Source organism: Psychrobacillus sp. FSL K6-2365 (assembly GCF_038003165.1).
In the GTDB taxonomy this organism is placed as follows: domain Bacteria; phylum Bacillota; class Bacilli; order Bacillales_A; family Planococcaceae; genus Psychrobacillus; species Psychrobacillus psychrodurans.
Window position 1 is genome coordinate 1,561,656 of sequence record NZ_JBBOOO010000001.1, and the last position, 13,553, is coordinate 1,575,208.

10 protein-coding genes are annotated in these 13,553 nt (G+C 34.4%); 8 read left to right on the plus strand and 2 right to left on the minus strand.

The annotated features are described in order from the left end of the window. Positions 1–37: 37 nt before the first annotated feature. Positions 38–1,039: a YeiH family protein gene (locus MKY29_RS07405; RefSeq protein ID WP_340879416.1), complete on the minus strand. Its 1,002-nt coding sequence runs from the start codon at positions 1,037–1,039 to the stop codon at positions 38–40. Positions 1,040–1,281: 242 nt separating this feature from the next. Here MKY29_RS07405 and MKY29_RS07410 point away from each other — a divergent pair, with 242 nt between their 5' ends. After that, the gene (locus MKY29_RS07410; RefSeq protein ID WP_093494525.1) at positions 1,282–1,989 is read left to right on the plus strand and encodes a TrkA C-terminal domain-containing protein; all 708 of its coding nucleotides are present in this window, start codon (positions 1,282–1,284) and stop codon (positions 1,987–1,989) included. A gap of 163 nt (positions 1,990–2,152) precedes the next feature. Here MKY29_RS07410 and MKY29_RS07415 read toward each other — a convergent pair whose 3' ends face one another. Beyond that, on the minus strand, positions 2,153–2,503 hold the full coding sequence (locus MKY29_RS07415; protein ID WP_340879417.1) for a hypothetical protein: 351 nt from the start codon (positions 2,501–2,503) through the stop codon (positions 2,153–2,155). Between the two features lie 1,038 nt (positions 2,504–3,541). On the opposite strand from MKY29_RS07415, the gene MKY29_RS07420 reads away from it, so the two are divergent. From MKY29_RS07420 to glgD, 7 genes are all read left to right on the plus strand, one after another. Beyond that, complete coding sequence (locus MKY29_RS07420; protein ID WP_241595770.1) at positions 3,542–4,111, plus strand: hypothetical protein; 570 nt, start codon at positions 3,542–3,544, stop codon at positions 4,109–4,111. Between the two features lie 378 nt (positions 4,112–4,489). Further along, positions 4,490–5,497, plus strand: a complete 1,008-nt coding sequence (locus MKY29_RS07425; protein WP_090562306.1) for an LLM class flavin-dependent oxidoreductase — start codon at positions 4,490–4,492, stop codon at positions 5,495–5,497. 591 nt (positions 5,498–6,088) lie between these two features. Continuing rightward, positions 6,089–7,546, plus strand: coding sequence for a D-alanyl-D-alanine carboxypeptidase/D-alanyl-D-alanine endopeptidase (gene dacB, locus MKY29_RS07430; RefSeq protein WP_340879418.1), 1,458 nt, complete (start codon positions 6,089–6,091; stop codon positions 7,544–7,546). 479 nt (positions 7,547–8,025) lie between these two features. Then, on the plus strand, positions 8,026–9,048 hold the full coding sequence (locus MKY29_RS07435; RefSeq protein ID WP_093494528.1) for a glycoside hydrolase family 15 protein: 1,023 nt from the start codon (positions 8,026–8,028) through the stop codon (positions 9,046–9,048). Positions 9,049–9,326: 278 nt separating this feature from the next. Continuing rightward, a complete protein-coding gene (gene glgB, locus MKY29_RS07440) occupies positions 9,327–11,276 on the plus strand; it encodes a 1,4-alpha-glucan branching protein GlgB (protein WP_340879419.1) in 1,950 nt (649 codons plus the stop codon). Beyond that, the gene (locus MKY29_RS07445; protein WP_340879420.1) at positions 11,266–12,423 is read left to right on the plus strand and encodes a glucose-1-phosphate adenylyltransferase; all 1,158 of its coding nucleotides are present in this window, start codon (positions 11,266–11,268) and stop codon (positions 12,421–12,423) included. The genes glgB and MKY29_RS07445 overlap by 11 nt, the downstream gene beginning before the upstream one ends. A 15-nt stretch (positions 12,424–12,438) precedes the next feature. Further along, positions 12,439–13,545, plus strand: coding sequence for a glucose-1-phosphate adenylyltransferase subunit GlgD (gene glgD, locus MKY29_RS07450; protein WP_340879421.1), 1,107 nt, complete (start codon positions 12,439–12,441; stop codon positions 13,543–13,545). The last annotated feature ends 8 nt before the right edge of the window (positions 13,546–13,553 follow it).

Below are 13,553 nucleotides of genomic sequence, written 5' to 3' on the forward strand. Positions count from 1 at the left end.
TACTTCTCCCCATCCTCTTCCCAATAGGAAGCTCATTTTACAATAACAGCAAAATCAATAATAGAGCAAATACAATCTGGAACAGTCCGATTCCACCGGCATAAGCAGATAACTTCCAACCGTTTAGGGTAAGGTCTTTAATTTTAACACTCAATCCAATTCCAGCTAAAGCAATTATTTCCAAATAGTTTCCGAATCCTTTAATGGAATGAGTAGCTATTTCAGGGATATGTAGAATACTATTTATACAACATAATATGAAAAACCCTCCGACATACCATGGAACGATTGTATTCCATTGAAATGGGACCTTTGTTTTTGGCTGCTCTACCTTTTTTAGTTTGATTTGTTTCAAAACGAAAACAACACCTACTAGAAATATAATTCGACTGATTTTAAAGACGGCTGCCTGATCCTTAACTGTTTCACCGACTATACTTCCGCTAGCCACTACTTGTCCAACAGATTGCAATGTTCCACCTATTAAAGCAGATGAACGCAATACATTGTCATGAAAAATTACACTTATAATCAATGGTAACATGACCATCAAAACCGTCCCCAGCAGATTAACAATTGTAATAGAAACGGCAACGTCAGATTCCCTCGCCTGAATGGTTGGTGCAGTTGCCACAATTGCAGATGAGCCACAGACTGCATTTCCACTAGCCATCAGTAAACCAAAGTCCTCGCCGAATCGTAGTTTTTTTCCTAACCAAACAACAAACATAATCGTCGCTGTCATTTGAATGAGAATAAAAGTTAGTCCTGATATTCCGATTTCCAATAATGAATTGAAAGTCAAAGTAGCTCCTAACAGCACAATAGAAATATATAATAAATTACTTCCTGAAAACTTTACTCCCGACTTTAAAATAGAATATGAACCTATTTTTAGATTGCCAAATAATATACCAATCAAAATCGCAAATAAGCCACTTCCTAAATTAGGGAATATTCTACCGAGAGCTATACCAAACATTGCAATTGCAATACAAGCTAATAGTCCCGGTAAAAGATTTATAATTTTCCTTGTCATTTTTCTACCTCATTAAATAGTTTACTGTTCTCGCTAAAAATCATTTTAACATAATTTACACATGCTTTGTTTTTGGGTACCAATAGAAACAAATAGACATATAGGTATGGGAACTATTTAAGTGAAATGTTTTAATCAAGCAGTTTGTGGGAAAGTGAAGCTTAAAGTCCAAGTATATATATTAGTAAATTGTTGGATAATAAAGATTAACTTAAAGGACTTTTAATCAGGGGTGGAACTATATGGGCTATGTATTTGTTATTGTGTATTTAACGATTATTTTAATTGTAATAGAAATTAATACCATCCTGTTTACTTTTACAGGACTTAAAAAAAATATTGCCAGATTTCAGGTTATCTCCATGCTTACAGGAACTGGATTTACGACAGGGGAATCAGAACTAATTATTGATCACCCCATACGTAGAAGGCTTGGTGCTTTTTTAATCCTCTTTGGTGCATTTTCTTTAGCGGTTATTATTTCTGCAATTAGCAGCATATTGTCAGATGAATTTTTCACTATGAAAATAGGTTATGTCGCTGGAACATTGGTTTTGTTCTTATTTGTTTTAAAAGTTGGTAAAGTCAAAAATAAACTAACCGTCTTATTTGAGCATGAACTTGAAAGAAACTTTGATCTTCAAGATATGACTATAAAAGATGTCTTTTTAACAGAAGAGAATGATTACTTAGTGGAAGTTCCTCTCCACAGTTCTTCCACTATGATTGGTGGAAAACTAATAGAGAAATTAAATTCAGAGGAAGACATAAATGTTTTGTCAATAAAGCGGGGAGAAATTGTTATCCGAAAGGAAAGACTAAATACCGAGCTTCAAGCCGGAGATTTCATTTTAATGTTCGGTGATAAAGAAGTGATTAGAAGAATTTTTAAAGCAGAACTGAAGGAACATGAAGAGGAGATAAAGAACGAAATTGATCGTCGGAATTAAAATTAATACCAAAATTATCTAAATTAGAATAGATACATTAAATAAAGTTAGATTAGAAATATTGACCTGCATCGCCAGGGTAGATCTCCATTATCTTCCTAGGCTTTAATTATAAAAATAGAGGTTTAGAATAATTATTCCCATGCGAAATTTTTGCGCTTTCTTACTGATTTATTACAACAATCATACCGTTATTAGGTATAACCATTACTGAAACTTCTTTATTTGAATTTGAACTATATCCTTTAAAAAAGTAAGCCCTATTTGGGTTGAAAGGATTCCAGATATTGTCGTTTTCAATCGGAATCGTGTCTGTTTTTAAAATGTTCATTTCATACTTGTTAATTACCTTCTCTTTTGCTTGATTATGAGTTAACTCTGGTAAAGAAAATAAAACAGTGATTAAAAAAATACAAATTAAAATAAAATACGGTAAACGCTTTTTGTCTACAATAAAAAATTTATAAAAGGTAACTTGAAGTACCAACAAAGGAATCAGCAAATCTAAAGACATGACATTACTATAAACTTGTTGATTTACTATAGCTAGGATTATAAATAGAATCAACGATATGATAAAACCAGGCAAGTAATTCTTCAAAAAATCTCCCCTATTTCTATATTAATCACATATACCCAGTTCTATTACCCTAGGCTTCAATAACTTTGAAAGATACAACAACGTAGTTTTAGTTGCATCAAATGTGAATAATTGATCATTTTATATATTTGAATAAATTTCATATAGAATATTATATAGTCAAATCCGAACAATGCTGATTTCCGCTCTTGGCGGACGCTTTCCGCGAGCACGGCTTCAATCTCCTCGTCACTACGTTACTCCGGGGCTTTCAGCTCGCGCTGTTCCCGTTGGAGTCACCGCCTGCCACTCCAATCAACGGAATCGGTTTTAATATATTGCAATATGAAGTAAATATTCGGATTTTTGAATAAGACAAGTAATTATGTAATTGACTCATTTATAAGTAAAATTATCACTGTACTTTTGGCCAACTTTTTTATGTTTATAGAACTCAATTAAAAAACGAATACAAGCATTCCTTTTCAGTGCCAAGCACTGCAATTTTGTCGACATTTATTTAATCTTGGTCTATTCCATTAGTATTTTAACATAAACTATTGAATTTTTTTTATTTCAAAATTTTATACAAAGTAAAATGAAACTATTCTTTTGCGCAATTCGTCTAACTGTTACTTCAAGAGGTGGGTTAATATGGAAAATAGGTGTGAGGATCGATTATTCTTGGGACTCATTCGAACGCAGGAGGGGAGCTACTTTGTTTATCTAAGTGAAAAATCATACGATCTCAGAGATATTGTGCAGGGTTTTTATCATAGCATTTTGAAAAGAAAGGAATTTGTATAGAGATAAGCAAACTCCATAATTTCTAATTAGCTGGGCTCAGTGGGAATTAAGGGTATCCATAGGTTGCAGGGAGAGGAATTTTCAAATACTCTCTATCTACCAAATGTATTTTTAAAAATAAAAGCTAGCAATTTTAAGGAAATATAATATAGGAGAGATTAGGACTTGGCTAAAGAAGAATCATTAGATATTATATTAATCTTAGGCGTTATTTTGTATTCATTACTTTTTTTAGGGCTTGCGGCTTTCATAGCTTTTTTTTATGCGACATTTAGCATATTAAGTCTGTCTGCAGTTCTTGTGCCACTCTTTTTGTTTTTAGTGTTTATACTAATTTTGTGGAAATATAGTTATCTTAAGCATGCACAAAAAGGTAGAACTTTGTTACTGGTTTTTGCTATTCTTAGTTTCATTCCGCCTTTATTTTTGATAGATATGTTAGGGAAGAATGAGGAAAAACTAAATTTTACAACGGAAAAGTGGTTGAATAATCCTGATGACAGAAGGTATATTGTCTATGATTTTTTACAAGAAAATAAAATAGTCGGACAAACAAAAAAAGATATCCAAAAGCAATTAGGAGTTCCAGAAAAAAACTCGTTTTACAGCGAACAGAATGCTATAGAATACCTGCTTGGTCTTGAGTTAGGATTCATACAAATGGATAGCTCTTACCTAATTATTTGGTTTGATGAAGAAGACAAAGTTATAGATTATGAGATAGTAACAGGTTAAAAAATAATTATATTTCCAGGTTTTCTTGTATTAAAATAATTATTGTAATGTGAGGTAAATATCAATACTTATAGCTATGTATATTGCTAGAGTCTAATGAAACGTTGAATAGAAAGAATATATTTTGAAAAGTTGAAGATCCCCCTAATTCACAGAGAATCTTAATTTTAATAAAGTTGTCCCACTGTTGCAAAAGTAGTGGGGCTTCTTTTATTTTAAAAAAAGTTACTTTCGTTTTTCTTGATATATTATTCTACTTATACAATCTAAGGTGTCTATTTTTAGTTTCGGTCATTTATAAAGCAGATACCTTGAACAAATATTTACCTAGAATTATTATCTATTAGAGACGTTTAAATAACGAAGGGAAGAAAAAATATGATTAGAAAACTTACGCCCATTCCTGTTTCAGTTTTGGATTTAGTGGCTGTCAAAGAAGGCCAGTCAAACAAAGAAGCTTTTAAAGATATGGTTAGCCTGGCACAACATGCGGAAAAGATCGGATACAATCGATATTGGCTAACAGAGCACCACAATTCGCAGACTGTTATTAGTTCTGCTACTTCTATTTTAATCGGTCATGTATTGGAAAAAACAGAAACTATTAAAGTAGGTTCAGGTGGTATTATGTTACCAAATCATGCACCACTTGTTGTTGCAGAGCAGTTTGGTACTCTTGAAACAATCTATCCGAATAGACTTGATTTAGGACTGGGTCGTGCTCCGGGAACTGATATGCAAACTGCTCATGCTCTACGCAGAACGACTCAGGAAACTTCTTTTTCTTTCCCACAGGATGTTGTGGAATTGCAAAATTACTTTAAATCTTTAGATCAGCAAGGTGGAGTTCGTGCTTTTCCTGGTGTAGGTGTCAAAGTACCAATTTACATTCTTGGTTCGAGTACTTCAAGCGCAGAGTTAGCCGCTCGTTTGGGACTACCTTATGTATTTGCTGCGCATTTTGCCCCTCAACAATTTGAACTAGCGATACAAATTTATCGTAATAAGTTTGTTCCTTCTGTGTATTTGTCAGAACCATATGTGATGGTTTGTGTAAATGTGATAGCAGCAGATACAAATGAGGAAGCTAAAAAGCTTGCAACATCTAGTGATCGTTTTTATTTAAATGTAGTAAGCGGTAAAAAGGATTTGTTACAGCCCCCAATAGATACAATGGATGGTCATTGGAACCATTTAGAAGAAAATGCTGTCCGTGGAATGTCTGTTTATACATTTAAGGGAGATTTAAATGCAATCAGTACCCAATTAAAATCATTCCTAGGAGCATTCCACGTTGATGAATTGATGGCTGTTTCTTATATTTACGATCAAGAAGCAAGAAGACGTTCATATGAAATATTGAAGGAAGCTGTTGATCAACTTTAAGGAAAACATCTCCTACCAAATTGAATTCTTATGCTTTAATTAAAGAACTCTGGAACTGTGTTTCCAATAGATGGTGGTGAAAGGTCAGTTTTAAAAAAGACATTCCTTTTCGGAGTGTCTTTTTTTGTAGAAAAATCCAATGATTATGTAATTATTCTTATAAGAATCAACAACCCCAAAAAAATGAAACAGTTTCTATATAAAGATAGAAAATCTATTTGTTACATTGCTCGCTAAAATTAATATTTAACTCTATCGAGTTAACCACTAAATCCTTTGTTACTAGTGTAAGGCATGGATTATTATTATTATTATTATTATTATTATTATTATTATTTAGGTGTTCAGGAGCTGAACAAATTAAAAAGAATTAACACACATAAATTTAATGAAACTATAAATAATAATATATTGTTCAAATTTTCAGGGTCAATAGACATAATTTCTGAAAAACTTTAGGTTTATCTATTTAGATTAATTCTTTTAATCTCGATCGATAAGCCTGTTTTTTGTAATCGTAAAGGATAAATTTTTTTTTTGATGAATATACACTTAAGTAATAATCAAAAAATTCAAATAAGGAGGAAAATCATGAAGAAAAAATGGATTACCATGGTGATGACTTGGGTATTAGTTATGGGTATGTTCAGTTTTCAAAATGTTGCTCAAGCAGAAGAAATATTAAAGGAAACGTTAAACGATTCTATTACTAGGGTTATAGAAGAAAAATTAGCTGGAGCAGATGTGAGTATTACTGTAAGAGACCGCTTGTCCGGAGAAGCGATTTATGACTACAATGGTCTTACAACTGTAAAACCAGCGTCTAATATGAAACTTTTGACTACTGCAGCAGCTTTAGACATATTGGGAAAGGATTACCGTTTCAATACTAGCCTTTATACTTCTGGGAAGGTGTCGAATGGAGTTTTAAAAGGGGATGTCTATTTAAAAGGACAAGGTGATCCAACTTTATCCATAGAAGACTTACAACAGTTCGCAGAAGAGTTAAAAGCACAGGGTATCCATAAAATTGATGGTCGAATTGTTGGTGATGACAAATGGTTTGATAATGATCTATTAACACCGGGAATATGGATTGGGGACGAGTCTTATTATTACGCTGCACCTATTTCAGCTTTAACCACTTCTCCAAACACAGACTACGATTCCGGTACGATTATCGTAGAAGCAGTTGGGACTGTAGTTGGAGACTTACCGGCCATTAAGGTAACGCCACACAATGGTGATTTACAAATATTAAATGAAGCACAGACAGTGGAAGTGGGAAAAGCCAATACAATAACGATCGAAAGATTACATCAAACAAACAAGATTGTCATTAGTGGTAACCTTCCTGTCGATAAAACAAAAAGAGAATGGGTGACTGTTAAACATCCAACGACACATACATTGACAATGTTCCAGGCAGTTTTAGTAGATTCAGGAATTGAGTATTCAAAAGAAAAAGTATTTCAAGCTGCAACACCAAATAGTGCTCAACTCGTAGCAATGAAGCAATCGATGACACTGGAACAACTGTTAATCCCGTATATGAAACTAAGTAACAATGGTATTGCGGATATTTTAGTGAAAACGATGGGTAAAGTGAAAAATAATCACGGTAGCACAAAGGCTGGCTTACAAGCTATTAGAGATTATGGAAACTCAATTAACTTAAATATGACGGATTGGAAATTTGAAGATGGGTCAGGAATGTCTCACGAAAATAAGGTTTCCAGTTTATTGGTAAGTGAGTTGTTATATCAAGTGCAACGAGAAGATTGGTTTACTACCTATTTTACTAGCTTGCCAGTAGCTGCAAATACAGATCGAATGGTAGGAGGTACTTTAAGAAATCGACTGAAAGATCCATTAACAGCAGGAAAAGTCTATGCAAAAACCGGGTCATTAACCGGTGTTAGTACATTGAGTGGTTATCTAGAAACAGGTAGCGGCCAATCGTACATCTTTAGCGTGTTAGTACAAAATAAATCTGGAGCTTCCACTGCGATTGATGAAATTGTTAAAGAAATAGCAGAAGAATTATAAGGTTTAGGTTTAACCTTAGCACTTCTCCTATTCAGTATTTAGAATGATACCGCTAAACTTTTAGATATTAAATAAACACCTATACGTAAAAACGGGTTTGCCCTTTCAACGTGAAGGTGTTTTTTACTTGTTTGTAAGTGAAGAGTAATTTTGTGTTTCTTCTATAAAAATACTAATTAAAAGGCAAAAATCAATACATATGTCCAAAGTTGATTTGAAGTTTTGTCTTTCGGGTATTAGTAAAATTACTTATTAACAGCCTTAATAGAATTAGAATTGTGGTCATTCATAAGTGTTTGTCAATGAATTTTTGGGTATTGGGTCTGATTGCTTTTCCAAATAACAATTTCCTACATAGAATATAAGTACTTAAATTTCTCTATTTCATAATGGAAGCGTTTTCAAACGATTGTTTGTCTAGAATAATTGCAAATGGTTAACCATCATTGTATGGGTATTATTTAAGGGAGGTCTCGTATATGAAAATCAACAATGCAATTGAAGTTTTAGATCGGATGCGTCTATCGAATGGAGCTTATACCGCCAGCGTTTCAAAAGACTACCATTTTGTCTGGATACGTGATGTCGTATACACGGTATTGCCTTTTTTACAAAGCAATTCTGATCGGTATGAAAAAGCATATCATGCTTTATTTGAACTATTTAAAACATACGAATGGAAAATAGATATTCACCGAGAAAAAAAACCGGTTTATCTTTTTGAGTATATCCACTCGCGATATTCCACAGATTTAGAGGAATTGAGCCAAGAATGGGGTCATGCGCAGAATGATGCGATTGGAGCGTTCCTATGGGGAGTAGGAGTGGGATTAAGCCACGGACATAAAGTTATCCGTGATGAGAATGATCTTTCTATTGTTCAGAAACTAGTCGACTATCTAGAGTGTCTAGGGTACTGGCAAGCAAAGGATAATGGAATGTGGGAAGAAAATATGGAACTACATGCTTCAAGTGTAGGTGCATGTGTGGCAGGCTTGAGTGCGGTGAAAATGCTTGTGAATGTTAAGGATGAACTAATTCAAAAAGGTGAAGAGACGCTGCGTTTTCTATTACCTCGTGAAAGTGAAACAAAAGAAACAGATTTATCACTTCTTTCACTTATCTATCCGTATCGTGTAATTGAAAGGAAAACTGCACTTAAGATAGTCGAGATGGTTTCCGAACAACTTGAGCGGACAAATGGCTGTATTCGTTATCGTAACGATCAGTATTATAACGAAGGCAGCGAAGCAGAATGGTGCTTTGGACTACCTTGGCTTGGACTGTGTTATTTTGAACTGGGGTTGCATGACAAGGCTTATGAATATGTGGATAAAACGGAAAGAATCGTACCAGAAAATTGGGAAGTCCCTGAATTATATATTGGCGGTAAAAATGTCCCGAATGGCAACACTCCACTAGCATGGTCCGTAGCGCTTTCATATTTATTTTTAAACCGTATGGTTAATACACATTCTACACAATTGACAGGAAATGACTGAGCTCAAAATACAGGTATAAGATTACCTTTTAATAAGGAGGACAGCTGATAACTTTTCTACGATTAACGGACCTTAGTATTTTATTGTTATTAACTTTGCATGAACAAAATGTATTTTCCAAAAAACCTCCATTGTATGGAGGTTTTTTTATTATGTCTATATTTATCAAATATTAAGAATAGTTAAATATTGAAAGGTATTTAAAGATATATGGCGAATAATTTAGAGTAGAATTGGTATTTATATTGAGAAAATCATAGATTGAAAGGGGTGTTTAAATGGTAGAAGTCATGAAGTTGAATAACCAGCTATACCCAAGTGATTTTGATGTATACCTTTTTCATGAAGGAACACTGTATGAAAGTTATAAGATGCTCGGAGCTCATATACTTGATGAGAAAGGTATACAAGGTGTTCGTTTTGCAGTATGGGCACCAAATGCAAGACAGGTTTCCGTTGTAGGTAATTTTAATAATTGGAATGGTACCCAGCATAAACTAGAATGCTTGGATCAATCTGGAATCTGGGTTTTATTTATTCCTGAACTTGCTCATGGTGACATCTATAAGTATGAGGTTACAGGACCAGACGGACGGAAGGAGTTAAAAGCAGATCCGTATGCTTTTTATTCGGAGCTCCGACCAGAAACAGCTTCAATTGTCTACAATTTGAATACTTTTAAATGGCAAGATCAAAAATGGATGGCAAAGCGAGTAAAAAAGGATATTTATCACAAACCGATGATGATTTACGAAGTTCACTTGGCTTCATGGAAACAAAAAGAAGGTGGGGAGTTTTATAATTATCAAGAACTTGCAGATGAATTGATCAATTATGTAATTGATAATGGCTTTACACATATTGAGTTGATGCCTGTTATGGAGCATCCATACGATGGTTCATGGGGTTATCAAATAACTGGCTACTATTCAGCGACTAGCAGATATGGTACGCCTGAGCAACTAATGTATTTTATAGATCGATGCCATCAAAAGGACATTGGTGTAATACTTGACTGGGTACCTGCACATTTTTGTAAGGATATACATGGACTCGGAAAGTTCGATGGAACGGCACTTTTCGAATCGGCAGATCCATTGAGAGCAGAGAGACCAATTTGGGGAACATATAGCTTTGACTATAGTAAGCCAGAAGTCGTCAGCTTCCTCATTTCAAACGCAATATTTTGGATGGATGTCTATCATGTAGACGGTTTTCGTATAGATGCAGTTTCATCCATGATTTACCTAAATCATGATAATCCTCTCCCTGTAGAATTGAAAAATCAATATGGAAGTGGAGAGAATCTTGAAGCAATCGAATTTCTAAAAAAGTTAAATGAGACTATTTTTCAAAGATTCCCAGGTGCGCTGATGATGGCGGAAGAAGCAACCGAATGGCCGTTGGTAACAAGTCCAACTAGTGCAGGTGGACTTGGATTTAATTATAAATGGAATATGGGCTGGTCAAATGACGTGCTCAAATATATGATGCTTGATATTAATCAACGACCAGAGCATCATCATTTATTAACATTTTCGTTTTTATATGCATTTTCAGAAAACTTTGTCCTTCCATTTTCACATGATGAAATAGTTCACGGCAAAAGGTCATTACTAAATAAAATGCCCGGTGACTACTGGCAAAAATTTGCAAACCTTCGCCTCTTATTTGGCTATTTATTTGCGCATCCAGGGAAGAAACTTTTATTTATGGGTAGTGAATTTGCACAATTTGACGAATGGAAATACCAACAAGAATTGGATTGGATGCTATTAGATTTTGACGCTCATTCCATTTTTTTTCGGTACTATAAAGATTTAAATAAATTATATCAAGAAACATCTTCACTATGGCGATTAGATCATGAGCCAGTCGGCTTTCATTGGATCGAAGCGGATAATGCCGATCAAAGCGTGATTACCTTTATGAGAAAAGGAAAACGGAAGGGGGATTATTGCATTGTTGTTTGTAATTTTTCAGCCGTTGTTTACCATAAATATCAAATAGGAGTTCCGACTAAGGGTACATATTTCGAAGCATTTAATAGTGATGCTACTTCATATGGAGGGTCGGGACAGTTGAATTCAACCCCAATGAATGCCAGTCAAATTTCTCGCAATAACCAACCTTATAGCTTAGAAATAACTGTACCACCATTAGGGATAGCTATATTCATGAAAGAAACGAAAAAAAGAAAAAGGGGAGTCAGTACAAATGGCATCTAAAAAATGGATTGCAATGCTTTTAGCAGGTGGTCAAGGTTCGAGACTCGGGGAATTGACGAGTGACTTAGCTAAACCAGCAGTGCCATTTGGAGGGAAATACCGGATTATCGATTTTACCTTAAGCAACTGTACACATTCAGGTATTGATACTGTCGGCATACTAACTCAATATCGGCCGCACATTTTAAATTCATATATTGGTAACGGCCGTCCATGGGATTTTGATCGGAATAACGGTGGGGTTTCGATGCTACCACCTTATCAGGGAAAAGATGGTGGTGAATGGTATAAAGGTACAGCAAATGCCGTCTACCAAAACTTCCACTTTATCGATCATAATAATCCAGAATATGTACTTGTAATCTCAGGAGATCATATTTATAAGATGGATTACAATAATATGCTCGAAGATCATATTGAAAAGGATGCACATGCGACGATAGCTGTCTTAGAGGTACCTTGGGGAGAAGCAAATCGCTTTGGTATTATGAATACAAACGAAACGGATCAAATTATTGAATTTGATGAAAAACCAAAATATCCAAAAAGTAATTTAGCTTCGATGGGTGTGTATATATTTAATTGGAAACATCTTAAAAAATATTTAACAGAAGACGAACAGGATACTAGTTCTTCTAATGACTTTGGAAAAGACATAATTCCTAAAATGCTGAAGGATGAAGCAAAACTACAAGCGTATCGCTTTAAAGGCTACTGGAAAGATGTCGGAACGATTGAAAGCCTGTGGGAAGCACATATGGATTTATTGGAGGAACCTTCAAATTTCAAGTTAGGAGATCCAAACTGGCAAATATACGCAGGAAATGCCAACCACCCCCCACAATATATATCTGAAGATGCTGATGTAACACAATCTTTAGTCAATGAAGGTTGTTTAGTGTTTGGAAAGGTAGATCATTCAGTTCTTTCCTATAATGTCCAAGTTGGCAGTGGCTCTATTGTACAAAATTCTGTAATCATGCCAAATGTGAAAATCGGTAATAATGTTATTGTTGAAAAAGTTATTATCGGTAGCGGTACAGTTATTGAAGATGGTGCTGTAATCTCTGACTCTAAAAAAGGACTCATATTAATTGGTGAAAATCAACAGGTTTCCTCGGAAAGTGCTTTGCTGAAGGCTTTATAATAGGAGGTAGGTTCAATGAGGAATGTATTAGGTGTTATTAATCTTGTAAATGAAAGACCTATGTTAAAAGAATTGACTCATCATCGTTGCTTAGCCTCCTTACCATTTGGCGGACGTTACCGGATGATTGATTTCACTATGTCAAACTTTATGAACGTCTCTGTAAGTAAAGTTGCTATTTTCGCAAAAGATAAATATCGATCATTGATGGATCATCTAGGTTCCGGAAAGGAATGGGATCTCGATCACCGTTCACAAGGTCTGTTCATTCTACCTTCAATCCATCCTGACGAAAAAATTAAAGGAGATTTGCAGCAGTTCTATGATCATTTAGAATTTTTCCAGCGGGCAATTGCAGATACAGTAATTATTGCTCCTGGCCATCATATTTGTAAAATTGACTTTAATGATGTGATCAAACGACATGAAAGTAATGATGCTGATATTACAGTTCTGTATAAGGATTACGATGGGGAGTCAGTGAAAAGACCAATTTATCATCAATGTTCACTTGATAAAAACGGTGTAGTTCGTGATATAAATTTTTTTACGTCACCTAAGAAAGGAGATCATATATGTTTGGAAACATATGTGATTAAGAAACAACTATTAATAGATTTAATAAAGAATTGTATAGAATATGATGAATATGATTTTTTAAAGGATATTGTTAAAGCTAATTTAAACAACCTTAAAGTACAAGGATATCGATTTACAGGTTATATGCCATTTATTCATTCCCTAGAAACATACCATGCTAGTAATATGGAATTTCTAAATCCAGAAATTCTTCGAAGCTTTTTTTATGATTCGTGGGAAGTTTTCACGAAAATCAAACATGAAGCACCTGCCGAATTTGCAAATTCTTCCAAGGTTTCTAACTCATTAATCGCAAATGGATGTATTATTGAAGGAACTGTTGAGAATAGTATTATTTTCCGAGGGGTTAAAGTTAAAAAGGGAGCAGTAGTTAAAAACAGTATCATTATGCAAAAAGGTGATATTGAAGAGGGAGCTCATATAGAAAATGTGATTACGGATAAACAAGTTGTCATCACTAAAAATCAAATAATCACAGCAATGAATAAGCCAATCGTAATCAGAAAAGAAGTAGTATTTTAAACTGGAGG